This is a genomic window from Xanthomonas graminis pv. graminis (assembly GCF_030168915.1).
In the GTDB taxonomy this organism is placed as follows: domain Bacteria; phylum Pseudomonadota; class Gammaproteobacteria; order Xanthomonadales; family Xanthomonadaceae; genus Xanthomonas_A; species Xanthomonas_A translucens.
In genome coordinates, this window is record NZ_CP076255.1 from 2,456,554 (window position 1) to 2,481,369 (window position 24,816).

The 24,816-nt window shown below is 68.5% G+C and carries 22 protein-coding genes and 1 tRNA gene; 7 read left to right on the forward strand and 16 right to left on the reverse strand.

Annotation, left to right across the window (positions count from 1 at the left end; genetic code table 11):
• Positions 1-427: 427 nt before the first annotated feature.
• Positions 428-514 (reverse strand) — tRNA-Leu (locus KHF85_RS10595).
• Between the two features lie 135 nt (positions 515-649).
• On the opposite strand from KHF85_RS10595, the gene KHF85_RS10600 reads away from it, so the two are divergent.
• Both KHF85_RS10600 and KHF85_RS10605 read left to right on the forward strand, forming a co-directional pair.
• Positions 650-1,030 carry a response regulator gene (locus KHF85_RS10600; protein WP_284566661.1) on the forward strand — a complete coding sequence of 127 codons (381 nt, stop codon included), beginning with the start codon at positions 650-652 and terminating at the stop codon, positions 1,028-1,030.
• Between the two features lie 118 nt (positions 1,031-1,148).
• Positions 1,149-4,991, forward strand: coding sequence for a PAS domain-containing protein (locus KHF85_RS10605; protein ID WP_284566662.1), 3,843 nt, complete (start codon positions 1,149-1,151; stop codon positions 4,989-4,991).
• Between the two features lie 50 nt (positions 4,992-5,041).
• Here KHF85_RS10605 and KHF85_RS10610 read toward each other — a convergent pair whose 3' ends face one another.
• From KHF85_RS10610 to KHF85_RS10620, 3 genes are all read right to left on the reverse strand, one after another.
• A complete protein-coding gene (locus KHF85_RS10610; RefSeq protein ID WP_284566663.1) occupies positions 5,042-7,411 on the reverse strand; it encodes a Tex family protein in 2,370 nt (789 codons plus the stop codon).
• A gap of 127 nt (positions 7,412-7,538) precedes the next feature.
• Complete coding sequence (locus KHF85_RS10615; RefSeq protein ID WP_284566664.1) at positions 7,539-9,167, reverse strand: hybrid sensor histidine kinase/response regulator; 1,629 nt, start codon at positions 9,165-9,167, stop codon at positions 7,539-7,541.
• A 75-nt stretch (positions 9,168-9,242) separates the two neighbouring features.
• Positions 9,243-9,458 carry a hypothetical protein gene (locus KHF85_RS10620; RefSeq protein WP_003474559.1) on the reverse strand — a complete coding sequence of 72 codons (216 nt, stop codon included), beginning with the start codon at positions 9,456-9,458 and terminating at the stop codon, positions 9,243-9,245.
• 176 nt (positions 9,459-9,634) lie between these two features.
• On the opposite strand from KHF85_RS10620, the gene KHF85_RS10625 reads away from it, so the two are divergent.
• Complete coding sequence (locus tag KHF85_RS10625) at positions 9,635-10,846, forward strand: NAD(P)/FAD-dependent oxidoreductase (RefSeq protein ID WP_284566665.1); 1,212 nt, start codon at positions 9,635-9,637, stop codon at positions 10,844-10,846.
• A gap of 3 nt (positions 10,847-10,849) precedes the next feature.
• On the opposite strand, the gene KHF85_RS10630 is transcribed toward KHF85_RS10625, so the two are convergent.
• From KHF85_RS10630 to KHF85_RS10655, 6 genes are read right to left on the reverse strand one after another with little or no spacing between them, the layout of a single operon-like run.
• On the reverse strand, positions 10,850-11,305 hold the full coding sequence (locus tag KHF85_RS10630) for a hypothetical protein (protein ID WP_284566666.1): 456 nt from the start codon (positions 11,303-11,305) through the stop codon (positions 10,850-10,852).
• Positions 11,302-11,505, reverse strand: a complete 204-nt coding sequence (locus KHF85_RS10635) for a PspC domain-containing protein (protein ID WP_053836258.1) — start codon at positions 11,503-11,505, stop codon at positions 11,302-11,304. The genes KHF85_RS10630 and KHF85_RS10635 overlap by 4 nt, the downstream gene beginning before the upstream one ends.
• 28 nt (positions 11,506-11,533) lie before the next feature.
• A complete protein-coding gene (locus KHF85_RS10640) occupies positions 11,534-11,953 on the reverse strand; it encodes a DUF5329 family protein (RefSeq protein ID WP_284566667.1) in 420 nt (139 codons plus the stop codon).
• A 7-nt stretch (positions 11,954-11,960) separates the two neighbouring features.
• On the reverse strand, positions 11,961-13,034 hold the full coding sequence (locus KHF85_RS10645) for a class III poly(R)-hydroxyalkanoic acid synthase subunit PhaC (protein WP_284566668.1): 1,074 nt from the start codon (positions 13,032-13,034) through the stop codon (positions 11,961-11,963).
• Positions 13,031-14,185 carry a class III poly(R)-hydroxyalkanoic acid synthase subunit PhaE gene (gene phaE / locus KHF85_RS10650; RefSeq protein ID WP_284566669.1) on the reverse strand — a complete coding sequence of 385 codons (1,155 nt, stop codon included), beginning with the start codon at positions 14,183-14,185 and terminating at the stop codon, positions 13,031-13,033. The genes KHF85_RS10645 and phaE overlap by 4 nt, the downstream gene beginning before the upstream one ends.
• 46 nt (positions 14,186-14,231) lie before the next feature.
• Positions 14,232-14,846: a CDP-alcohol phosphatidyltransferase family protein gene (locus tag KHF85_RS10655; RefSeq protein WP_284566670.1), complete on the reverse strand. Its 615-nt coding sequence runs from the start codon at positions 14,844-14,846 to the stop codon at positions 14,232-14,234.
• Positions 14,847-14,987: 141 nt separating this feature from the next.
• On the opposite strand from KHF85_RS10655, the gene KHF85_RS10660 reads away from it, so the two are divergent.
• Complete coding sequence (locus tag KHF85_RS10660) at positions 14,988-15,746, forward strand: 3-hydroxybutyrate dehydrogenase (RefSeq protein WP_284566671.1); 759 nt, start codon at positions 14,988-14,990, stop codon at positions 15,744-15,746.
• 292 nt (positions 15,747-16,038) lie between these two features.
• On the opposite strand, the gene KHF85_RS10665 is transcribed toward KHF85_RS10660, so the two are convergent.
• From KHF85_RS10665 to ppsR, 3 genes are all read right to left on the reverse strand, one after another.
• On the reverse strand, positions 16,039-16,527 hold the full coding sequence (locus tag KHF85_RS10665; protein WP_284566672.1) for an NUDIX hydrolase: 489 nt from the start codon (positions 16,525-16,527) through the stop codon (positions 16,039-16,041).
• A gap of 57 nt (positions 16,528-16,584) precedes the next feature.
• Positions 16,585-17,091, reverse strand: coding sequence for a DUF1249 domain-containing protein (locus KHF85_RS10670; RefSeq protein ID WP_039009882.1), 507 nt, complete (start codon positions 17,089-17,091; stop codon positions 16,585-16,587).
• A gap of 145 nt (positions 17,092-17,236) precedes the next feature.
• The gene (gene ppsR, locus KHF85_RS10675; protein ID WP_003474590.1) at positions 17,237-18,058 is read right to left on the reverse strand and encodes a posphoenolpyruvate synthetase regulatory kinase/phosphorylase PpsR; all 822 of its coding nucleotides are present in this window, start codon (positions 18,056-18,058) and stop codon (positions 17,237-17,239) included.
• A gap of 146 nt (positions 18,059-18,204) precedes the next feature.
• Between ppsR and ppsA the strand changes: the two genes are divergently transcribed.
• Together ppsA and KHF85_RS10685 are read left to right on the forward strand one after the other, a co-directional pair.
• The gene (ppsA, locus tag KHF85_RS10680) at positions 18,205-20,580 is read left to right on the forward strand and encodes a phosphoenolpyruvate synthase (RefSeq protein ID WP_284566673.1); all 2,376 of its coding nucleotides are present in this window, start codon (positions 18,205-18,207) and stop codon (positions 20,578-20,580) included.
• A complete protein-coding gene (locus tag KHF85_RS10685) occupies positions 20,580-21,539 on the forward strand; it encodes a mechanosensitive ion channel family protein (RefSeq protein WP_284566674.1) in 960 nt (319 codons plus the stop codon). The genes ppsA and KHF85_RS10685 overlap by 1 nt, the downstream gene beginning before the upstream one ends.
• A 60-nt stretch (positions 21,540-21,599) precedes the next feature.
• Here the strand turns inward: KHF85_RS10685 and orn are convergent, their stop codons facing one another.
• The 3 genes from orn to mntR all read right to left on the reverse strand — a co-directional run bounded on the left by orn (position 21,600) and on the right by mntR (position 23,252).
• The gene (gene orn / locus KHF85_RS10690; RefSeq protein WP_009602238.1) at positions 21,600-22,178 is read right to left on the reverse strand and encodes an oligoribonuclease; all 579 of its coding nucleotides are present in this window, start codon (positions 22,176-22,178) and stop codon (positions 21,600-21,602) included.
• Positions 22,179-22,293: 115 nt separating this feature from the next.
• A complete protein-coding gene (gene tadA, locus KHF85_RS10695; RefSeq protein ID WP_284566675.1) occupies positions 22,294-22,791 on the reverse strand; it encodes a tRNA adenosine(34) deaminase TadA in 498 nt (165 codons plus the stop codon).
• Positions 22,788-23,252, reverse strand: coding sequence for a manganese-binding transcriptional regulator MntR (mntR, locus tag KHF85_RS10700; protein WP_053836267.1), 465 nt, complete (start codon positions 23,250-23,252; stop codon positions 22,788-22,790). The genes tadA and mntR overlap by 4 nt, the downstream gene beginning before the upstream one ends.
• Before the next feature lie 148 nt (positions 23,253-23,400).
• Here mntR and KHF85_RS10705 point away from each other — a divergent pair, with 148 nt between their 5' ends.
• Positions 23,401-24,765, forward strand: a complete 1,365-nt coding sequence (locus KHF85_RS10705; RefSeq protein WP_284566676.1) for an Nramp family divalent metal transporter — start codon at positions 23,401-23,403, stop codon at positions 24,763-24,765.
• Positions 24,766-24,816: the final 51 nt, after the last annotated feature.

The following is a 24,816-nucleotide window of genomic DNA, read 5'->3' on the forward strand; positions in this document are numbered from 1 at the left end:
TATTAGCGACGCCATCCCGCGCACGCAAGCGTTTTTTCAAGTTTTTTCAACGCGGTGCAGCGCGGGATTTGCGCCGACGGCGATCGCGATCGGCTCAAGCCCATGCCGTCGCCTTGTACGCACTCCCCCCCGGATCGCCCCCCCCCCCCCCCCCCCCGCGCACCCTCGTTGTGCCACGGCCAGGCATGCGCGTTATGCAATCCATGGACGGCGAGATGCAGCGATACGCCGCGGTTGCGTTCCGATAGAGAGATGCCCTGCCCGCTTCAATGGCGTTCGGACCGCAATCCGCACAGGCCGCACCCACGCCAGCGCCGGTTGGGCCGGTGGTGATCGTGGCCGAGCGCTGCGGCGTAGTCGCAGGCCAGTGCGGCGCACCCAGCCGACGCCGCAAAAAACAAACGGCAGCCGAAGCTGCCGTAGGTCCTGGTGCCGAAGGTGGGACTCGAACCCACACGCTTTTAAGGGCGGCGGATTTTGAGTCCGCTGCGTCTACCGATTCCGCCACTTCGGCGCGGCCGCAAAGTATAGCCGACCGCAACCGCCTGCGACAGGGGTAAACCCTTCATCTTCGTTGGGATCGCGATCCAACCAGGGCCAGCGCGGCAACCGGTATAATTTCCATTACTCAAACATTAACGAGCAAGCGATGTCGGCATTGCGGGGCCTGCATATCCTGGTGGTCGAGAACGACGAAATGAACGCCACACTGTTGGAACTGCAGCTGGCCCAAGCCGGCGCCGATGTGATCGGCCCTGCCGAGTCGGTGCGCCAGGCGCTTGCGTTGATCGAGCAGGAACGGCCGGACCGGGCGGTCCTCGACTTCCGCCTGGCCGCTGGCGAGACCAGCGAGCCGGTCGCGCGCGCCCTCACCGAGCAGGCCATCCCATATGTGCTGGCCACCGGCGTCGCCGCCGAGTCGCTCCCAGCCGGCTTCGCTGCCGGCGTGGTATTGACCAAGCCCTACCTGTCGGAACAGCTGATCAAGGCGCTGGTCGATGCTCACGCCAAGATGACCGCGGGACCTTGACAATCCTGGACTGGGAGCCTGCCCCGCAGGGATCGATTCGAGGGACATCGCCATCAACGCTAACGACTGTTCGCCCCCTCCTGTCTGGCTGCCCGCCAACAGCGCCACGGGTGAGTTGTTGCGCGCCACCGATTGGTCCGGCCACGCGCTGGGGCCGATCCAGGACTGGCCGCAGAGCCTGCGCTCGGCGCTGTCGCTCTGCCTGAGTTCGCGCTTCCCGATGGTGATCCGCTGGGGCCCGCGGATGATCAACTTCTACAACGACGCCTACATCCCGATCCTGGGGATGCGCCATCCCTTCGCGTTCGGGCGCGAAGTGTCCGAGGTGTGGCCCGATGTGTGGCCGGCGGTCGCCAGCCAGGCCGAGCACGTGCTGGCGACCGGCGAGTCGACCTGGAACGAGCACGTGCCGTTCGTGATGCTGCGCAACGGCTACAAAGAAGAGGTGTATTTCACCTTTTCCTACAGCCCGATCTTCGACGAACGCGGCGGCATCGGCGGCGTGCTGTGCGTGTGCACCGAGGACACAGCGCAGATCAAGCTGGAACGCGAGCGCGACGTATTGCTGCGGACGCTGGACGCGCAACGCATGCAGATGGCCGACGCGTTCGAGCAGTCGCCGGCGGCGCTGGCGATCCTGCGCGGCCCGGACTACGTGGTCGAAAGCGTCAACCAGCACTACCAGCAACTGGTCGGGCCGCGCGAAGTGGTCGGCAAGCCGTTGGCCGAGGCGATCCCGGAGATCCAGCAGCAGGGTTTCATCCGCCTGCTCGACAACGTGCGCGCCAGCGGCCTGCCCCTCACCGGCGAGTCGATGACCTTCAACCTGCGCCGCACGCCGCACGAAGCGGTTTCCGAGACCACGCTGGAATGCGTGTACCAGCCGATGCGCGACGCCGAAGGCGAGGTCACCGGCGTGCTGGTGCACGGCATCGACCGCACCGAGCAGACCCGCGCGCAGGCCCACGACAGCTTCCTGCTGATGCTCGAGGACGCGCTGCAGAACCTGGACAGCGCCGAGGCCATCTGCGAGACCGGCGCCGTCCTGCTTGGCCGGCACCTGCATGCCAGCCGCTGCGCGTATGCGATCGTCGATGCCGACGAGGATGCGTTCGAGATCCGCGCCGACTACGTCGACCGCACCGAGCACGTGACCGGCCGCTTCCGCTTCAGCGATTTCGGCAGCGACCTGCTGGAATGCATGCGCGAGAACCGGCCGTGGGTGGTGCAGGACACCGAGGCGCACGCGCCGCCGATGCGCTTCGACGACCCCGGCTACCGGCGCATGGGCACCCGCGCGGTGCTGAGCGCGCCGCTGCACAAGGCCGGCCGCCTGGTCGCCGCGATCGGCGTGCACCAGTTGCAGCCGCGGGTGTGGACCTCGGCGGAGATCGAACTGGTACGGCTGGTCGCGGCGCGCTGCTGGGAATCGATGGAGCGCGCCAGCGCGCAATCGGACCTGGCGCGCAGCGAGGCGCGCCTGCGCGAGCTGGCCGACGCGATGCCGCAGATCGTGTTCACCGCCACCGCCGACGGCGAGATCGATTACTTCAACCGGCGCTGGTACGAGTACACCGGCCTGCCGGCCGGCGAATCCGGCTACGACAGCTGGCGCAAGGTGCATACCGAGGATGGCCTGGCGCGGGCCATGCAGAGCTGGCCGCAAGCGGTACGCAGCGGCCAGGGCTACGAGATCGAGTATCCGTTGCGGCGCCACGACGGCAGCTATCGCTGGCATCTGGGCCGCGCGCTTCCGATCCGCGATGGCGAGGGCCGGATCGTGCGCTGGATCGGCACCAACACCGACATCCACGACCGCCGCGTGGTCGAGCAGCGGCTGCAGGAAAGCGAGCTGCGCTTCCGCAACCTGTGCGACAACGCGCCGGTGCTGATCTGGATGGCCAATGCCGACGGCGATTGCGAATACGTCAGCCGCCAGTGGTACCTGTTCACCGGGCAGACCGAACAGGAGGCGTTGGGCTCGGGCTGGATGGAGAAGATCCATCCCGACGACGCCGCCGCGGTCGGGCGTACAGTGACGCGTGCCGCCGCCGACCGTCGCGCGTTCGCCATCGAATACCGGTTGCGCCGCCACGACGGCGAGTACCGCTGGTGCGTGGACACCGCCTCGCCGCGCTTCAGTTCCTCCGGCCAGTTCCTCGGCTTCATCGGCTCGGTGCTGGATATCGCCGAGCGCAAGCGCATCGAGAACGCCACCGCCGCCGAACGCGCGGCGCTGGAGATGATCACCACCGGCAAGCCGTTGAGCGCGGTGCTGGAATCGATCGCGCGCAGCATCGAGGCGCAGAGCGACGTGGGCCTGCGCTGCACCATCATGCTGGTCGACGAACACCGCCAGTCCCTGCTGGAGGGCGCCGCGCCGAGCATGCCCGCCGGGTTCCGCAAGGCCATGCAGCGCCTGCCGATCGGCGAACGCAGCGGCTGCTGCGGCCGTGCCGCGTTCCTGCGCCGGCAGGTGCTGTGCAGCGACGTGCGCGTGGATCCGCACTGGCAGGAGTACCTGGTCGCGGCCACCGCAGCGGACATCGTGGCCTGCTGCTCCACGCCGATCCTGGCCAGCGACGGCCAGGTGCTGGGCGTGGTCGCGCTGTACTACCCGTTCGTGCACTACCCGACCATGTACGAGCAGGACCTGGCGCGCTCGGCCTCGCACCTGGCCGGCATCGTGATCGAACGCCGCGAGACCGACCAGCGCCTGCAGCAGTTGCTCGCCGCCGAGCAGAGCGCGCGCGGCGAGGCCGAGCGCGCCAGCCGCATGAAGGACGAATTCCTGGCCACGCTGAGCCATGAACTGCGCACGCCGCTGAACGCGATCCTGGGCTGGTCGCGGCTGATGCAGGGCGATGCGGTGCGCGAGAAGGACCTGGTCAGGGGACTGGAGGTGATCGAGCGCAGCGCCCATGCGCAGGCGCAGATCATCGACGACCTGCTGGACATGAGCGCGATCCTGTCCGGCAAGGTGCGCCTGGACCCGGCCGAACTGGATCTGTGCGCGCTGGTCGGCGAGGCGATCGATGCGGCCCGGCCCGGCGCCGAGGGCAAAGGCATCGACATCGTGCTGACGCCTTGCGCCGACAGCCCGGTGCTGTCCTATGTTGGCGATGCGGTGCGGCTGCAGCAGGTGCTGACCAACCTGATCGGCAATGCGATCAAGTTCACCCCCAGCGCGGGCAAGATCACGCTGACGCTGGACAGCAGCACGACCCATCTGCGGATCAGCGTCAGCGACAGCGGCGTCGGCATCGATCCGTTGTTCCTGCCGCATGTGTTCGACCGCTTCCGCCAGGCCGACGCCAGCAGCACGCGCAGCGCCGGCGGACTCGGCCTGGGCCTGGCGATCGCCAAGCAACTGGCGGAAATGCACGGCGGCCAGCTGTCGGTCAGCAGCGACGGCATCGGCCTGGGGGCGACCTTTACCCTGCTGCTGCCGCGCAACGATCTGCACGGCATCGATCCGGCGCGGCGCAACGATGGCGCGGCGATCGCCGCAGCGGCGTTGCAACGCGGTGGAATCCGCCTGAACGGGGTGCGCGTGCTGGTCGTCGACGACGACATGGACTCGCGCGGGGTCACCCAACGCTTCCTGCAGGAAGCCGGCGCCGTGGCCGAGGCGGCGGTCTCCGCAGACGATGCCGAATCGCTGCTGCGCGAGCGTCCCTACGCCTTGCTGGTCAGCGACGTGGGCATGCCACGCCGCGACGGGCACAGCCTGATCCGCAGTGTGCGTACACGCGGCGCCGGCGCGGTCAGCCGCATCCCGGCGATCGCGCTGACCGCGTACGTGCGCGGCGAGGATCGCTTGCTGGCGCTGGAGGCCGGCTTCAATGCGCACCTGGGCAAGCCGGTGGACCCGGTCAAGCTGGTCGCGCTGGCCGCCTCGCTGACCCAGCCGCAGATCGCCGCCGAACCGGACCCGAACGCGAAAGCCGAATCGGCGTGAGCCGGCCAACGCGGGCCGCGTGCCGCGGCCGCGCCGACGCGCGCGTGCGCTCAGTTGCGCTTGGCGCGGGCGAACGCGTCGGCCAGGGCGCTGTTCAGCGGGGGCGGCGCCGGCGTGCGCGGCTTGCCGTTGCCGCCAGCGTTGCCGCCACGCGCATCGCGTTCGCGGCGCGGCGCGCCCGGCGCCGGACGCGCGCCGCCATCGCGCTCGCCGCTACGCGCCGATGCCGCTGGCGGCGCATCGTCCAGGCGCCGGGTCAGCGCGATACGCTTGCGCGCCACGTCCACTTCCAGCACCTTGACCTTGACGATGTCGCCGGCCTTGACCACATCGCGCGGGTCCTTGACGTAGCTGTCGGACAACGCGGAGATGTGCACTAGCCCGTCCTGGTGCACGCCGATATCGACGAAGGCGCCGAAGGCGGCGACGTTGCTGACCACGCCTTCCAGCACCATGCCCGGCTTGAGGTCCTTGATGTCCTCCACCCCGTCGGCGAAGCGTGCGGCCTTGAACTCCGGGCGCGGATCGCGGCCGGGCTTCTCCAGTTCCTTGAGGATGTCGCGCACGGTCGGCACGCCGAACGTGTCGTCGGTGAACTGCTCCGGCTTGAGCGCGCGCAGGAAACCGCCGTCGCCGATCAGCGCCTTGATCGGCTTGCCGGTGGCGCCGACGATGCGCTCCACCACCGGATACGCTTCCGGGTGCACCGAGGAGGCGTCCAGCGGCTCGTCGCCGTCGGCGATGCGCAGGAAGCCTGCGCATTGCTCAAAGGTCTTGTCGCCCAGCCGCGGCACCTTGAGCAGATCCTTGCGGCGCTTGAACGGGCCGTTGTCGTCGCGGTGGCGGACGATGTTCTCGGCCACGCTGGCCGACAGCCCGGACACGCGCGACAGCAGCGCCGCCGAGGCGGTGTTGACGTGCACGCCGACCGCGTTGACGCAGTCCTCTACGCGCGCATCCAGCGCCCGCGCCAGGCGGTACTGGTCCACGTCGTGCTGGTACTGGCCCACGCCGATGGCCTTCGGCTCGATCTTGACCAGCTCTGCCAGCGGGTCCTGCAGGCGCCGCGCGATCGACACCGCGCCGCGCAACGACACGTCCAGCTGCGGGAACTCCTTGGCCGCGAATTCGGACGCCGAATACACCGACGCACCGGCCTCGCTGACCACGATCTTCTCCAGCGTCAGCTGCGGGTTCTGCTTGATCAGGTCGGCGGCGAGCTTGTCGGTTTCGCGGCTGGCGGTGCCGTTGCCGATCGCGATCAGCTCCACGCCGTGCTGCGTGCACAGCTGCCGCAGCGTGTGCAGCGACTGGTCCCACTGCTTGCGCGGCTCGTGCGGATAGATGGTGTCGGTGGCGAGCAGCTTGCCGGTGGCATCGACCACCGCGATCTTGCAGCCGGTGCGGATGCCCGGATCCAGGCCCAGGGTCACCCGCGCGCCGGCCGGCGCGGCCAGCATCAGGTCCTGCAGGTTGTCGCCGAACACCGCGATCGCCTCGGCTTCGGCCTTCTCGCGCGCCTGGTTGAACAGGTCCAGCAACAGGTGCATGTGCAGCTTGGCGCGCCAGGTCAGGCGGCACGCGTCGAGCAGCCAGCGATCGCCGGGACGGCCCTGGTTGGCGATGCCGGCGCGCACCGCGACGCGGCCTTCGGCGTACTGGTGGCCGGCTTCGGCATCGCTGCCCGGTTCCAGCTCCAGGTACACGATTTCCTCGCGGCGCGCGCGGAACAGCGCCAGCAGCCGGTGCGACGGAATCCTGGCCAGCGCTTCGGCGTGGTCGAAGTAATCGCGGTACTTGGCCCCTTCCTGTTCCTTGCCCTCGGCCACGCGCGCGCGGATCACGCCGACGTCGGCCAGCCAGCCGCGCAGTTCGCCGACCAGCGCCGCGTCCTCGCCCCAGCGTTCCATCAGGATCGCGCGCGCGCCTTCCAGCGCGGCCTTGACGTCGGCCACGCCCTTGTCGGCATCGACGAAGCCGGCGGCAACGCTCTCCGGGGTCAGCGACGGATCGGCCAGCAGGCCGTCGGCCAAGGGTTCCAGGCCGGCCTCGCGCGCGATCTGCGCACGCGTGCGGCGCTTGGGCTTGTACGGCAGGTACAGGTCTTCCAGCCGCGACTTGGTGTCGGCGGCGACGATCTCCGCGCGCAATTCGGCGCTGAGCTTGCCCTGTTCGTCGATGCTGGCCAGCACCGCGGCGCGGCGCTCTTCCAGCTCGCGCAGATAGCTCAGGCGGGTTTCCAGGTTGCGCAGCTGGGTATCGTCGAGGCCGCCGGTGACTTCCTTGCGGTAGCGCGCGATGAACGGCACGCTGGCGCCTTCGTCGAGCAGGGCGATGGCGGCGCGGGCCTGCGCCGGCTGCGCGCCGATCTCGGCGGCGATGGTGTTGGCGATCTGCTGGGCGAGCTGAGTGTCGTGCATTGCGTCCGGCCGGAGCCGCCTTGCGGAAAACCGCTATTTTCGCAGTGCCGGCGCCATCCGGGAACCCGTTGACAGGCGCGCCCCGACCTGTCGGCGTCGGCGCGCGCAATCGGCCGCCCTGACCGGATCAGCTCACCCCGGTGGGACCATCCAGCACGGTCCGTACCTTGCGGGTCAGTTCCTGGCGGTTGTAGGGCTTGGACAGCACCTCGAACTCGGCGCCGCCGGCGTCGGTGCGCTCGATCGACGTCTCGGCATAGCCGGTGGTCAGCAGCACCTTGATTTTGGGCCGGCGCCGCCGCGCCTCGCGCGCCAGCATCACCCCGTTGAGCCCGCCGGGCATGATCAGGTCCGAATACAGCAGGTCCACCTGCAGTCCGTTGTCGAGCAGTTCCAGCGCTTCGCGCGCGTTGTGCGCGACGTGGGTGGCGTAGCCCTGGTCCTCCAGGAACAACCGCGCCAGTTCGGCGATGTCCGGCCGGTCCTCCACGATCAGGATGGTCTCGTCGCCCTGCCGGTCGGAGGCGCGGCGCGCACGCGAGTCGCGCGGCGACACGTTCTCGACATTGTCGTCGATCGGGAAGTACAGCCGCACCGTGGTGCCGTGGCCGCGTTCCGAATACAGCCGCACCGCGCCGCCGGACTGCTTGGCGAAGCCGTACACCATCGACAGGCCCAGGCCGGTGCCCTTGCCTTCTTCCTTGGTGGTGAAGAACGGATCCAGCACCCGCGCCAGCACCTCCGGCGGCATGCCGCTACCGTTGTCGGTGACCGACACGCAGACGTAGTGGCCGGGCAGCAGATTGTCGTAGGTAGTGGGTTCGTCGGCGCGGATCGAGACGTTGCGGGTCTGGATCACCAGGCGCCGCACGGGCTGCTCGGCCATCGCATCGCGCGCGTTGATCAGAATGTTCAGCAGCGCCACTTCGGCCTGGGTCGGATCGATCCGGCAGTTGCGCAGGTCGGCCGCCAGGTCCAGCGAGAACGCGATGCCGTCGCCCAGGGTGCGCTCGGCCACGTCGCTCATGCCGGCGACCAGCGCGTTGAGGTTGAGCACGCGCCCTTCCAGCTTCTGCTTGCGTGCGAAGGCCAGCAGTTGCTGGGTCAGCCGCGCGGCCTGGCCGGAGGCGTCTCGCGCGCGCTCCACGCTCTTGCGCAGCCGCGCCGGATCCAGCGGTTCGCGTTCCAGGCCATGCTCGATCAATTCCAGATAACCGGACATGACCTGCAGCAGGTTGTTGAAGTCGTGCGCGATGCCGCCGGTCAGCTGGTCCAGCGCCTCCATCTTCTGCGCCTGGCGCAACGCGTCCTCGGTGTCGCGACGGCGGCTGACGTCCAGCTGCGAGCCGAAGTAATAGACCAGCTCGCTGTGCTCGTTGTAGACCGGCGAGATGAACAACGCGTTCCAGAAACTGGAACCATCCTTGCGGTAGTTGAGGATCTCCACCGCCACTTCGCTGCGCGCGGCGATCGCCTCGCGCACGCTGTCCACGGTGTCGCGGTCGGTGTCGGGTCCTTGCAGGAAGCGGCAGTTGTTGCCCAGCAGCTCTTCGCTGCTGTAGCCGGTCATCTCCAGGAACGCGCGGTTGACGAACACGATCGGATTGTCCGCCTGCCGCGGATCGGTGACGATCATCGGCATACGCGTGGTTTCCACGGCGGCGAAGAAGATATCGCTGCGGTGCTCGGACAGATCGGCGGTGGTGCTTTCGTGGACGGTGACGCGCGAGGCCTTGCGGGTATCGGATGCGAGCATGTTCGAGGGCAGTTCGATGCGAACCGTTGCTGGCCCGGCTAGGTGGGCAGCCACGCCGGGGTCCGCATGCCGGCGTCAACGCGAATAATACTGGTGCAACCGTTCCACCACGATCTCGTCCTGCAGCGATTCCAGCGCCATGATCCGGACACGACGGTCGCTCAGCGCCAGCACGCGCTCGACGTAGATTTCCGGCCCGGCATCGGTCTCTTTCATCGATTTGCTGAAGCCATAGGGCATCACGCCCTTCTGGCCATCCTTGCTGCCACCGATATACAGAACGACCGACATGACGCTTCCTCTGCTGGGAATTCGTGGAACTGGCACGCAGCCTACACAGCGCATCGTGACGGATGTCTGCACGCGGGTTAATCGCGGCTGTCGGCAGCACAGGGCTTAACCGCATCTCACGCCGGCTTAACCGCCGGTGCGCATTAGTCGCGCACTTCCCATTGCATCGAACAGGCATGGATCTCAAAAGCGGCTATCCCTTCTGGTCGGTGCGCAACGGCCTGATGCAGAGCTTTCCGCAATTGCACAGCGACCTGCGCTGCGATGTGGCGATCGTCGGCGGCGGCATCACCGCGGCCTTGATCGCCGACGAACTGGTCGCGCATGGCCACGACGTGGCGGTGCTGGAGCAACGCGACATCGGCTGGGGCAGCACCTCGGCCAGCACCGCGCTGCTGCAATACGAGATCGACACGCACATGCTCGACCTGGCCAAGCGCTACGGCGAGGACGCCGCCGCCCTCGCCTACCGTTCCTGCGCGCAGGCGCTGGAGCAGTTGCGTGCGCTGGTGCGGCCGCTGCGCGACGTCGATTTCGGCTGGAACGACAGCCTCTACTACGCCAGCCGCCGTCGCCACGTCCGCGTGCTGCAGCAGGAACTGCAACTGCGCGCGCGCCACGGGCTGGACGTGGAATGGCTGGATGCGCAGGCCTTGCGCAGCGGCTACGGGGTCGAGGCGTACGGCGCGATCCTCAGCCACCAGGCCGCACGCGTGGATCCCTATCGCCTGACCTATCGCCTGCTCGGCCGCGCGCTCAAGCGCGGTGCCGGCGTCTACGACCGCACCCGCATCACCAATATCCAGGTGCACGGCCGCGGCGCCATCCTGCGCACCGAGCAAGGCGTGCAGGTGCGCGCCGGCCATGTGGTGATGGCCGCCGGTTATGCCAGCCAGGGTTGGCTGGAGCAGCGCGTGGCCAGGAACCGCAGCAGCTACGCCTTCGTCAGCGATCCGCTGGACGACGCCCAGCTCGGCGCACTGAAGGACACCATGGTGTGGGAAAGCGCACGCCCCTACCTGTACCTGCGCAGCACCGGCAACGGCCGCATCGTCGCCGGCGGCGAGGACGACAGCGTGGACATTCCCGCGCGCCGCGATGCGCGGGTGGACGCCAAGGCGCGCAAGCTGTGCCGCAAGATCGCCAAGGCGCTGCCGGGCCTTGAAGTGCAGCCGACCTTCGCCTGGGCCGGCACCTTCGCCGAGACCGCCGACGGCCTGCCGTTCTTCGGCCCGCACCCGCAGCACGGGCCGCGCATGCAGTTCGCGATGGCCTATGGCGGCAACGGCATCACCTACAGCATGCTCGGCGCCGGCCTGCTGCGCGCGCAGATCGAGCGCCGCGCGCATCCGCTGAAGCAATTGTTCGGTTTCGCGCGGCTGGACTGAGCATCAGCACCGCCACGGCCACCAGCCGTGGCCGTGCAAGGCATAGCGGTCGGCGGCGCGCTCGAACGGGTTGCGCACGCCGACCCCGCCGCAGGCGAAGTACACCGGCAGGAACAACGGGCCGAGCAGCAGATATTGCAGCACGTGGGCGCGCTCGTGGTCGCCCAGGCGCACGTTCGGATGGCGGCAGCGGCCGGCGGCATGTTCGTAGGTGGCGCACGCCACGTCCAGGTCGTCGGCACTGACCAGGATCACGTTGCCTAGCGTCAAGGCGCCGCGCGGCCCCCAGGGGAAACGGTCGAACACCAGCGCCAGCTCGCGCCGGCTGAAGCGCACGCGCGCGCCGAAGGGTATGCCGGCGAGTCCGACGATCAGGCCGAGCAGCGTATTGGGCGACGTCCACAGCGCGCCCAGTGCCACACCGGCCAGGCGCAGCGCGGCCAGCGCGGGCGGCGTCAATCGGCTTCGTTGGGGATCAGCAGCCACAGGATCAGGTAGACCAGGATGCCGGGGAACGCGGCCGAGGCGATCGAGCCGACCACGTACACCACGCGCAGCAGGGTCGCGCTCCAGCCGAAGCGGTGCGCGATGCCGCCGATCACGCCGGCGAGCATGCGGTCGTCGAGCGAGCGCGACAGGGTGCGGGTGGGCTGGGACATGGCGACGGCTCCTGCGGCGAAGGCGCAGCTAGTCTGGGCGCTGCGCCGCCGATGCGGCGTGACGGTGCAGCGCAGCTAGCTGCTGCGCGAACCAGGCCGCCGCGTGCTGCTCGGGCTGGCCCGGACAGGCCACCCGGTAGGCTTTGCCGCTGCTACTGCTGCAGCTTGCGCCGCGCGCGATGAATTGCTCGGCGCTGGCGGCCAGGTCGCGCTTGCGCAGATCGTCGTACTTGCGCTGCAGATGCGCCTTGGCCTCGGCCGCCGGATACCAGCTGCCGTTGCGCTGGAACCGGCACGGCGAGGCCTGCAAGGCCGCCAGCAGCGCGTCGATTTCGCGCTCGGCCAGCGGCGACGGCGCGGCCGCAGCGGCGACCGTGCAGACGCAGGCCAGGCCGAACGCCAGCAAGCGCGCGCCGAGCCGCTGCGGGAATCGCGCAGCACGCCGCATCACGCGCTCACGCGCCGCCATCGCGCTCGGCCAGCCAGCGATGCAACGCCGCCGGCACTTCGCGCTGCGCGCGGCCGGACACGTAGATGCCGATGTGACCGCCGCGGAAACTGAGCTCGGCGTAGTCGTCGCTGCCGACCAGGCCGCGCAGCGCGCGCGAGGCGTCCGGCGGCACCAGATGGTCCTGTTCGGCGTAGATGTTGAGCACCGGCATGCGCACCTGGGCCAGGTCCACGGCGTGCTCGCCGATGCGCGCGCGACCGTGCATCAGCGCGTTGTCCTGGTAGAACTGCTTGACGAACTCGCGGAAGGTCTCGCCGGCCAGGTCGGGCGAATCGAAGATCCATTTTTCCATGCGCAGGAAATCCTCCAGCGCGCGCGGATCGTCGAGGATGTCCAGCAACCCCACGTATTTCTGCAGGTTCAGCCGGAACGGCTTGAGCATCAGGTAGCTGGCGTTCATCAGGTCCGCCGGCACGTTGCCCAGCGTGTCCACGAACAGATCCACGTCCACCTGCCGCGCCCAGTTGGACAGCATGTTGTCCGGCGTATGGAAATCCACCGGCGTGACCATGGTCACCAGGTTGCGCACCTTGTGCGGCTGCAGCGCCGCGTAACACAGCGAGAAGGTGCCGCCCTGGCAGATCCCGAGCACGTTGATCGGCGCCGCGGCGGCACCGCGCAGGTGATCGACCGCCCCGTCAATGTAGCGCAGCAGATAGTCTTCCAGGGTCAGGTAGCGCTCGGAACGGTCGGGATAGCCCCAATCCAGCACGTACACGTCCTCGCCCAGCGCCAGCAGGCCCTTGACCAGCGAGCGGTCGGCCTGCAGATCGACCATGTACGGCCGGTTGACCAACGCGTAGACGATCAGCAGCGGCACCTTCGCAGTGGGCGGCCGCTCGCCGACGAAGCGGTACAGCACCACCTTGCCGTCGCGCCACACTTCCTGCCGCTCGGTGACGCCGTACTGCACCTCGTCCAGCCCCGGCAGCACACGCAGTCCTTCCATGAGCTTGCGCTGCAGTTCCAGGGTTTCCTGCAGCAGATCGTCGCTACTGAAGCTCAACGGCCCTTTCATGCGCGGCTCCGGCGCGGCGCCGTACCCGGCTTGCCACGCGTCGGCTTGGCCGCAGCGGCCTTGGGTTTCGCGACAGGCCTGGTGGACTTGGCCGGCGGCTTGGGCGTGGCAGCGGCGCGCGCAGCGGACGGCTCGGCAGCGACCTTGGCCCTTGCGCCGGCGGGCGCCGACGCCGCAGCGGCCGCTGGCCTGGAGCGCGACTGCGGACGCGGCGCAGCCTTGCCGCTCGCGCTCGGTTCCGCAGGCGCCGCAGCAGCGCCTCGCTCCAGCCGCCGCAGCCGCCGCTCCAGGTCGGCGATATGCCGATGCGCCGCATCCAGCTCGGTGCGTGTGGGCAGGCCCAATTGTTCGCACAGTTGCTCGGTCTCGCGTTGCAGCAGCGCGCGCAAGCGCATCTGCGCATTGGCGAAACCGGCGTAAACCTCGCGAAATTCTTCCGACAACGCAGACGCCGCATAGGCCTCTTCGGCGGCATCGATCCACAGGTCGAACATCGCCCGCGCATTGGTCAGCTGGCGACCCGGATCCTCGTGCTCGCGCAGCTTGGCCTCGAACACGCCGAAGGCGCGATCGATCGCGCCCTGCAGCTGGCCCAGGTAAGCCTGCAGCTGCGCCTGGTACTCCTGCTGCGCCTTGGCCAGCGCGCGCCAGCGCGCGTGGTGGTTGCGGCCCGGACCGAAGCCCGGCATCTGCAGCCACGGCCCGCTGTCGCGCTGCCAGGGCTGCAGCCAGTGCGCCGCCTGCTGCAGCCAGGGATCCACGCCGGCCTGGCCGGCGCCACGCGCGGTCCCGAGCAGCCATTGCAGCATCTGCTCGCGCTGGCCCTGCACCTGCTGCTTCCAGGCGTCGGCCACATCGGCACTGCTGGCATCGCGCCCGGCGAACTGCGCCGCCACCTGCTGCATCGCGCCGAACCACTCGCCGGCCTGCTGCTGCAACTGCGATACCGCATCCTCGGCCTGCGCCGCGGTGCCACGCGGCAACCACTGCGCCCAGGTCTCGATCGCCTCGCGCCAGCCGCCGCCGACGCCTGCGGCGGGCTGCGCTGCGGGGATGGCGCCGCCCTGGCGCAAGGCGTCGCTCCAGGCGCTCCAGTACTGACGCGCCACCACCTCGAAATCGCCGGCATCGTTGCCGCCGCTAGCCTTCATCGCCACCCTCCCAGGTCAGACCGGGATGATAACAACCTGCCAGCGCTCAAGGCTTGGGAATGCGCAGGGTCTTGCTGATCATCAGCGAACCGGACAGCGCGAACAGCAGCACCAGCGGGTGCAGCAGCCACGGCCCCAGCCGCCACTCGCCCCACCACAGCGCATCGCCGACATGGCCCAGGTGCGCGGCCACCGCCAGCACGATCACCAGCGCCAGGCTGCTCGGGATCGGCGTGCCTTCGAAATACGGCACCTTGTCGCCGTCGCCGGCCAGCTGCTCGGCGGTGACGTTGTAGCGCGCCAGGCGGCTGACCCCGCAGCACACGAAGAAGCTCAGCACCAGCCAGTCCCAGCCGCCCTGCATGCCGCAGGCATAGGCCAGCGCCGCCGGGGCGACGCCGAAGGAGATCACGTCGGCCAGCGAATCCAGCTCGCGGCCGAGCGTGGACGAGGACTTGCGCCAGCGCGCCACGCGCCCGTCCAGCGCATCGAACACGAACGCCAGCGGGATCAGCGCCATGCCGATCAGCAGATCGCTGCGCCGGCCCTCCTGCAGGAAGCGCATCGACGCGAACACCGCGCCGGTGCCGCAGAAGGCATTGGCCAGGGTGAACCAGTCGGCCAACTGGAATTCGCGCAGCATCGAAAAGTGGCGTTTCATCGGCATAGCGTGGCGGATCCAGCGTGAGAAGGGTGCGACCGGCACAGGGTAGCGTGGCGCCACTGCACTGGCGAGGACCGCAGCCATGGCGCCATCGCGCCACGCTGCTACGCTGCGCCCTTTCCCCGACAGGTGCCTTGCATGCAGACCGTCCTGATCACCGGCGCCGCCAGCGGCATCGGCGCCGGCCTTGCCCGCGAACTGGCCGCCAGCGGCCGCCACATCATCGTCAGCGACCTGGATGTGGACGCGGCCGCCGCCGTGGCCGCGCAGCTGCGCGAAGCCGGCGGCGCGGCCGAATCGGTGGCGCTGGACGTGACCAGCCAGGCCAGCATCGATGCGGCGCTGGCGGCGATTTCGCGACCGGTGGACGTGCTGGTCAACAACGCCGGATTGCAGCACGTGGCGCCGCTGCAGGACTTCCCGATGGCCAAGTGGAGCCTGCTGATCGAGGTGATGCTGACCGGCGTGGCGCGACTGACCCAGGCCGTGCTGCCGGGCATGCGCGCGCGCGGCTTCGGCCGCATCGTCAACATCGGCAGCATCCACTCGCTGGTCGCCAGCCCCTACAAGAGCGCCTACGTCGCCGCCAAGCACGGCCTGGTCGGGTTTTCCAAGGGGGTGGCGCTGGAAACCGCCGATACCGACATCACCATCAACACGCTGTGCCCCAGCTACGTGCAGACCCCGCTGGTGGACAGGCAGATCGCCGACCAGGCGCGCACCCGCGGCATTTCCGAAGCCGACGTGATCGCGCACGTGATGCTCAAGCCGATGCCCAAGGGCGTGTTCATCGCCTACGACGAACTGGCCGGCTGCATCGCGTTCCTGGCCTCGCCGGCGGCGCGCAACATCACCGCGCAGACCATCGCCATCGATGGCGGCTGGACCGCGCAATAGCGGCGCGGCGCGTGCCGCAACAGCGGCCTGGGTAGCAACGGGAATCCTGGTTGGCGAATTTTTCGCCAATCAGCCGCCAAGCCCTGCGCTGCAACGCGGCGATGCGCTTATCCACAGACTTTGGCCGCTTCCATCCACACCCGCTGTGGAGAAGCGCCGCGCGCACTGGCGAAATTTTCGCCAGGCACAAAAATCCGGCAGCGATTTCAGCAACTTGCCGTGCTTGCCCACAGGCTTGTGCAGGATCGATCCACAGCCGCTGTGGACAAGCGCAGCGCGGGCGCGATGCCGCTCAGACCCGCGAATAGCGCCACGACAGCATGCGCCCGTCGCGGTACGGCATCACGCCGTGGAACGGGCGCGGATCGCCGTCGAACACCAGCGGCAGGAAGTGGCGGTCGCCTTCCCACAGCGGCAGCGCTTGCATGTCCGCCACCGGCACCCAGGCCACTGTGCCCTCGGCGTTCTCGGTAAAGGGCTCGCCGCTGTAGGCGCTGATCAGGAACAGGAAACCCAGCCAGTCCTCGCCATGCTTGCCGAAACCGGGCCAGCTGATGGTGCCGCGCAGTTGCAGCGCGTCGCATTCGATGCCCGCCTCTTCGCGGATTTCGCGGCGCATGCCGTCCAGCACGTCCTCGTCCGCCTCGACCTTGCCGCCCAGGCCGTTGTACTTGCCCAGGTGGTGGTCGCCAGGCCGCGCGTTGCGGTGGATCAGCAGCACCTTGGAACGGTCGGGCGACAGCACGTAGCCCAGCGTGGCGACGATCGGGGTGTAAGGCATGCGGCAGGCGGGCGAGTCGGCGGGCGCGCAGTATGCCGCATCCGCCGCGGCCGACGATCAGCGCGCGGGTGCCGCCGTGTCCTCGGCCGGGCGCCGCAGCGGCCCGGCCGGCTTCAGCGTGGCCACGCCGTGGCCGCGCTCGGCAAGGTATTCCAGCCACTTGCTGAGGAAGGTGTTCATGCGCATGCGGTGGCTGATCAGTTCCGCCGGCGGCGGATACAGCCCCATCACGTCCTGCCAGCGGCGGCCGACATAGCAATGCGTGGTCTCGGCCTGGCGCGCGTCGCGGTACAGGCGCACGTAGGCCGAGGGATCCGGCTCGCCGGTGAGCGGGTCGCACAGGTCGTAGGTGAGGCGCAGTTCCACGGTGTAGCGGTGGTGCTCGATCACGTCCAGGCGCAGGTCCAGGCCGTCGCCGATCGAGGACAGGTAGCTGCCCACGGCCAGGTCCGAGGGCACGAACAGGCGGTTCAGGTGCACGAAGTTCTCGGCGTACAGGCCCATCAGCCAGCCGAATCGGCTCAGCCGGGGAATGCGTTCGCTGCGGGTCAGGGCGTGCTGCATGGCACCGATGCTACACGCTGCAACGCCCGCGTGGCAGCATTGACGGATCGTGCGCGCCGGCCTACCTTGGAAGTCTGCTCGGCGGCTGGCCCAGCCTCCAGGGTACGCGGATTTCACCCAGCTGACCGCGTCGGCGCCACGGCATTCAGAACATCTCGCGCTGCAGCCCCAGCGTCGCCAGCACCTTGCTGGAAATTTCCTCGATCGAGGTATGCGTGGTGCTCAGCGTCGGGATCCGCTCCATCCTGAACATGGTCTCGGCCGCGGACACTTCGCGCCGGCACGTCTCCAGGTTGGAATAGCGCGAATTCGGCCGCCGTTCCTGGCGGATCTGCTGCAGCCGGTCCGGATCGATGGTCAGCCCGAACAGTTTGTTGCGGTACGGCCGCAGCCGCGGCGGCAGCCGATCGTGCTCCAGATCCTCCTCGGTCAACGGATAGTTGGCCGCGCGCACGCCGTAGTGCAGCGCCAGGTAGATGCAGGTCGGCGTCTTGCCGGCGCGCGAGACGGCGACCAGGATCAGGTCGGCCTCGTCGTAGTTGATCGCGATGCCGTCGTCGTGGGTCAGCGCGAAGTTCATCGCGTTGATGCGGCGATGGTAGGTTTCGAAATCGACCAGGCCGTGCGCCTGCCCTACCCGCGAATGCCGCGGCGCGTTCAATTCGCGCTCCAGCGGCTCGATGAACGGCGCGAACACGTCGAGCATCAAGGCGCCGCTCTCCGACAGCAGCATGCTCAGCTGCGGATCGACGCAGGAGTTCACCACGATCGGCCGCACCTGGTAGCGCTCGCCCGCGGCATGGATGCGCTGTGCCGCCTCGCGCGCTTTTTCCGGGTCGTCTACGAACGACATGCGGTCGGTGACGAAGCTGAAACCGCTGAACTGAGTAAGCAGGCTATGCCCAATGGTTTCAGCGGTGATACCGGTTCCATCGGACACGTAGAACACCGGTCGGATCGTCGACATTGCCTGGATTCTCCTTGCTGAAACCCAACGGATGCGCCCGGCCGCGCTTGTGCCGACTCGGGTGCGCACTGCATGATATCGGCTTCTTCCCCCACGGACGCGGCCACTTAGCCCGCTTCGGGCGATGGCCCTACGGAGCATCGCGCTTGAACGAGAACATCCTTTGGTTGCACGAGTTGCGCCTGACCGACCTGGCCCGTGTCGGTGGCAAGAACTCCTCCCTCGGCGAAATGATCGGCAACCTGGCAGGTCTCGGAGTCTCGGTGCCTGGCGGCTTCGCCACCACCGCCGAAGCGTTCAAGGCGTTCGTCGCCCACAACAATCTGTACCAGCGCATCTTCGACAAGCTGGCGACGCTGGACGTGGAAGATGTCGCCGCGCTGACCGTGGCCGGCAAGGAAATCCGCGGCTGGGTCACCGAAGCGCCGCTGCAGCCGGAGCTGGACCAGGCGATCCGCGATGCCTATGCGCAGCTGTGCGCGGAGAACGGCGGCGGCGAGATCGCCGTGGCAGTGCGCTCCTCGGCCACCGCCGAAGACCTGCCCGACGCCAGCTTCGCCGGCCAGCAGGAGACCTTCCTCAACGTGACCGGCGCCGACGACGTGGTGCACAAGGTCAAGGAAGTGTTCGCCAGCCTGTACAACGACCGCGCCATCGCCTACCGCGTGCACCACGGCTTCAAGCACGAGGACGTGTTCCTGTCGGCCGGCGTGCAGCTGATGGTGCGCTCGGGCGTCGGCGCCGCCGGCGTGCTGTTCACGCTCGATACCGAATCCGGTTTCCGCGACGTGGTGTTCGTCACCTCGAGCTTCGGCCTCGGAGAAATGGTCGTGCAGGGCGCGGTCAATCCCGACGAGTTCTACGTCTACAAGCCCACCCTCGCCGCCGGCAAGCCGGCGATCCTGCGCCGTTCGCTGGGCAGCAAGCTGATCCGCATGGTGTATTCGGATGTGCCGGGCGAGCGCGTGCGCATCGAGGACACCCCGGCCGAGTTGCGCAACACCTTCTCGATCAGCGACGAGGACGTGCAGGAACTGTCCAAGCAGGCGCTGGTGATCGAGAAGCACTACCAGCGGCCGATGGACATCGAGTGGGCGAAGGACGGCGTCAGCGGCAAGCTGTTCATCGTGCAGGCACGCCCGGAGACGGTGAAATCGCGCGGCCATGCCACCCAGATCGAGCGTTTCGCGCTGGAACAGCGCGGCACGGTGATCGCCGAAGGCCGCGCCATCGGCCAGAAGATCGGCGCCGGCGTCGCCCGCGTGGTGCGCAGCCTGGACGACATGAGCCGGGTGCAGCCCGGCGACGTGCTGGTCGCGGACATGACCGATCCGGATTGGGAGCCGGTGATGAAGCGCGCCTCGGCGATCGTCACCAACCGCGGCGGCCGCACCTGCCACGCGGCGATCATCGCCCGCGAGCTGGGCGTGCCGGCAGTGGTCGGCACCGGCAACGCGATGGAGCTGATCGAGGACGGCCGCGAGGTGACGGTGAGCTGCGCCGAAGGCGACACCGGCTTCATCTACGCCGACCTGCTGCCGTTCGACCGCACCACCACCGATCTGGGCAACATGCCGCCGGCGCCGCTGAAGATCATGATGAACGTGGCCAACCCGGAGCGCGCGTTCGACTTCGGCCAGCTGCCCAACGCCGGCATCGGCCTGGCGCGGCTGGAAATGATCATCGCCGCGCACATCGGCATCCATCCCAATGCGCTGCTGGAATACGCCAAGCAGGACGCGGCGACCAAAAAGAAGATCGACGAGAAGATCGCCGGCTATGCCGACCCGGTCAGCTTCTACATCAACCGCCTGGCCGAAGGCATCGCCACGCTGACCGCATCGGTGGCGCCGAACCCGGTGATCGTGCGCCTGTCGGACTTCAAGTCCAACGAGTACGCCAACCTGATCGGCGGCAGCAACTACGAGCCGCACGAAGAGAACCCGATGATCGGCTTCCGCGGCGCAAGCCGCTATGTCGATCCGAGCTTCTCGGCCGCGTTCGCGCTGGAGTGCAAGGCCGTGCTCAAGGTCCGCAACGAGATGGGCCTGGACAATATGTGGGTGATGATCCCGTTCGTGCGCACCCTGGAAGAAGGCCACAAGGTCATCGAGGTGCTGGAGAAGAACGGGCTCAAGCGGGGCGAGAACGGCCTGAAGATCATCATGATGTGCGAGCTGCCGTCGAACGCACTGCTGGCCGACGAGTTCCTGGAGATCTTCGACGGCTTCTCGATCGGCTCCAACGACCTGACCCAGCTGACCCTGGGCCTGGATCGCGATTCGTCGATCGTGGCGCACCTGTTCGACGAGCGCAACGCCGCGGTCAAGAAGCTGCTGTCGATGGCGATCAAGGCCGCGCGCGCCAAGGGCAAGTACGTGGGCATCTGCGGCCAGGGCCCGTCGGACCATCCTGACCTGGCCGAGTGGCTGATGCAGGAAGGCATCGAGTCGGTGTCGCTGAATCCGGACACCGTGGTCGATACCTGGCTGCGTCTGGCCAAGCTGAAAGCCGCTGGCTGATGAGCACGGCGGCAACGTTGCTGGCGGCGGTCGCGGCGGCGACCTCGGCCGCGCCGGCGGAGCGGACACAGCAGCCGTTCAACTGGAGAGACCTGGATTGGGCGCAGTACGCGCTCAACTGGGGCGTGGCGCTGGTCATCCTGGTGCTGGGGATGTGGATCGCCAAGCGCCTGAGCCAGTGGCTGCACCGCGTGCTGGTCCGCGCGCGGGTGGAGACCACCCTCAGCAATTTCCTGCGCAACGTCGCCTATGCCTTGCTGCTGGTGCTGGTGTTCGTGACCGCGCTGCAGAAGGTCGGGGTGCCGCCGACCTCGCTGTTCGCGGTGCTCGGCGCGGCCGGCCTGGCCGTAGGCCTGGCGCTGAAGGATTCGCTGTCCAACATCGCCTCGGGGGTGATGCTGATCGTGCTGCGACCGATGCGCGACGGCGACCATGTGGTGGTGGCCGGCCAGGAAGGCATCATCGACGAGATCCGGATCTTCCAGACCCGCATCCGCAGCTTCGACGAGCGCATGATCACCCTGCCCAACAGCACCATCACCACCGCGCCGATCGTCAATTACAGCACCCTGCCCAACCGGCGCCTGGAGATCACCGTCGGCGTCGGCTACGGCGACGACCTGAAGAAGGCGCAGCAGTTGCTGCTGCAGATCGCGCAGGACAATCCGAACATCCTGGAGACGCCGGCGCCGTTCGTGCAGGTCACCAACCTGGGCGAGAGCACGGTGGACCTGATGCTGTTCGCCTACGCCAGGAACGGCGACTTCGGCGCGGCCAAGAGCAGCACGCTGGAGAACATCCGCAACCGGTTGCTGGAGAACGGGCTCAGCATTCCCTACCCGCAGCGCGATCTGCACGTGTACCACCACGATGCCGATGGCCGTCCGATCGCCGAGCTGCTGCTGAAGGGCGTGACCGACGACGGCGAGACCAGGCAAGGGCCGCCGCTGGCCCGTTGACGCAAGGGATTGCGCAGGGCCGTGCCGGACAGGCGCGGCCTGCGTGCCGCGCAGCGCGACTCAGCGCGTGCCGCCGCCCTGCCCGCCCAACGCGCCCATGAACGGGCGGTAGTAGCGCAGTTCGTCGATCGAGTCGTGCACGTCGCTGAGCGCGGTGTGCGACGAGGTCTTGTTCAGTCCCGAAGCGACCGTCGGCGCCCAGCGCCGCGCCAGTTCCTTCAGCGTGGACACGTCCAGGTTGCGGTAGTGGAAGAAGCGTTCCAGCCGCGGCATCTGCCGGTGCAGGAAGCGCCGGTCCTGGCAGATCGAATTGCCGCACATCGGCGATGCGCCGGCCTTGCACCACTGCGCCAGGAACGCCACGGTCTGCGCCTCGGCCTGGCCCAGGGTGATCGTGCTGTCGAGCACGCGCTGCCACAGCCCGGAATGACGATGCTGGTTGCGGTTCCACTCGTCCATCGCCTGCAGCGTCTGCAGCGGATGCGTGATGGCGAATTCCGGACCCTCGGCGAGCACGTTGAGCTGGCTGTCGGTGACCACCGTGGCGATCTCGATGATCGAATCCTTGTCGGTATCCAATCCGGTCATTTCCAGATCGATCCAGATCAGACGATCGTTGTCCACCTGCGGTTCCGCCATATCACCATCCAGTCGTTCGCGGCGGCGCTGCCGGCGCGGGGGTTTCGTATCGGTCGCGCATGATACCGCGCGCGACGCAGCGGGTTCACCTCCGCCCGCCAGCACAGCGCGGCGCTCACCCGGGCAGCGGCGGCCGGCCGCGCTTGGCGCGGAAATAGTTGCTCAGGCGCAGCCCGGCAGGCGCCGCCAACACCCCGCCGCGCACCTGCACGCGGTGGTTGTGGCGCGGATCGGCGAGCAGGTCGAACACGCTGCCGCAGGCGCCGGTCTTCGGATCGGCGGCGGCATAGACCAACTGCGCCACGCGCGCGTGCACCAGCGCCATCGCGCACATCGCGCACGGCTCCAGGGTCACGTACAGGGTGCTGCCGAGCAGGCGATGGTTGCCGAGCCGGCGCCCGGCCTGGCGCAGCGCCACGATCTCGGCGTGCGCGCTGGGATCGTGCTCGGCGATGTTGAGGTTCCAGCCTTCGCCCAGCACCTCGTCCTGCGCCGAGACCAGCACCGCGCCGACCGGGATCTCGTCGAACTCGCGTTCGGCGCGGTCGGCCAGGGCCAGCGCATGCCGCATCCAGCGCTCGTCGCGCGCGGCGATCTCGCTATCGCCGTTCATCGCGCCGCGGCATGCTTGCGCACGAACTCGGCGAACACCGCCAGCGTGGCTTCGCTGACATGGTGCTCGATGCCCTCGGCATCGCGCCGCGCGATGTCCTCGTCGATGCCCAGCGCAAGCAGGAACTGCTCCACGGTCTGGTGCCGCTGCCGGCTGGCCGCCGCCAGCGCTTCGCCATCGGGAGTCAGGAACACCCCGCGATACGGCCGCTGGATCACCCAGCCGCCCTTGACCAGGCGCTTGAGCATCTTCGCCACGGTCGGCTGGGCCACGCCCAGGCGCGCGGCGATGTCCACCTGCCGCGCCTCGCCGCCGTCGGCCAGCAGGTCGGAAATCAGCTCCACGTAGTCCTCGATCAGTTCCAGGCGATGCGCCTCGCGCACCTGGCGGAAGCTCTCGACCTGTACTTCGGCGTCGAGCAGCACCGCCCCCGGTGCTGTCGACTTCCCGCTTTTGTGCATCGCAACGCCCTTGTCCGGTGCCGGCGAACGCCGGCCGCCGCCTATTCTGGCCGAAATCGCGTCTATCGCAGCGATTCGGTTTGCCAATGCTAAACAGCATAGCAAGTGCTATATACTCGGTCGTGCTTCTCCCACACACGTTTGCGCCATGGCCGATCCCCAGCCCCTGCCCCTGCCCCAGCCCGATTCCGATGCCGCCTGGCCGCAGGCCAGCGAGCCGCCGCGGCGCAGCCTCGGACGCATGAACGGCAGCGTCGCCGTGCCCGGCGGCGGACTCGGCTGGCGCCGCTTCCTTGCGTTCCTGGGGCCGGGCTACATGGTCTCGGTGGGCTACATGGATCCGGGCAACTGGGCCACCGACATCGCCGGCGGCTCGCATTTCGGCTACCTGCTGCTGTCGGTGATCCTGCTGTCGAACCTGATGGCGATCGTGCTGCAGGGCCTGGCCGCGTGGCTGGGCATCGCCACCGGCCGCGACCTGGCGCAGGCCTGCCGCGAGCACTATTCCAGACCGGTCAATTTCCTGCTGTGGCTGGCCTGCGAGACGGCGATCGTGGCCTGCGACCTGGCCGAGGTGATCGGCACCGCGATCGCGCTGAAGCTGCTGTTCGGCATCCCGCTGACCCTGGGCGCGATCATCACCGCGATCGACGCGCTGCTGGTGCTGTACCTGATGCGGCGCGGCTTCCGCACGCTGGAGGCATTCGTGATCGCGCTGCTGATGGTGATCTTCGCCTGCTTCCTGGTGCAGATCGTGCTGGCCGCACCGCCGCTGCGCGAAGTGCTGGCCGGCTTCATCCCGCGCGCCGAGGTGGTGACCAACCCGGCCGCGCTGTACCTGGCGATCGGCATCATCGGCGCGACGGTGATGCCGCATAACCTGTACCTGCATTCGTCGATCGTGCAGACCCGCGCCTACGAACGCAGCGACGACGGCCGCCGCTCGGCGCTGCGCTGGGCGCTGGCCGACAGCACCATCGCGCTCAGCCTGGCGCTGTTCGTCAATGCCGCGATCCTGGTGCTGGCCGCGGCGGTGTTCCATGCGCACGGCCGCACCGACGTGGAGGAAATCGAGCAAGCCTACGAACTACTGGCGCCGATGCTCGGCGTCGGCCTGGCCTCGACCCTGTTCGCGGTAGCGCTGCTGGCCTCGGGCATCAACTCCACGGTGACCGCGACGCTGGCCGGGCAGATCGTGATGGAAGGCTTCCTGCACCTGCGCATCCCGGCCTGGGCGCGGCGCCTGCTGACCCGCGGCCTGGCGATCGTGCCGGTGGTGGTGGTGACCTGGATCTACGGCGAGCGAGGCACCGCCAAACTGCTGGTGCTGAGCCAGGTGCTGCTGTCGATGCAGCTGCCGTTCGCGGTGATCCCGCTGGTGCGCTTCGTCGCCGACAAACGCAAGATGGGCGCACTGGTCGCGCCGCGCTGGCTGGTCTGGCTATCGTGGGTGATCGCCGCGCTGATCGTGGTGCTGAACGCGAAGCTGCTCGGTGACATGCTGCTGCACTGAATTGGCGCCAGCACGGCGCGGCGCTGGCGCGCTGCCGGAACGCTGCGGGGC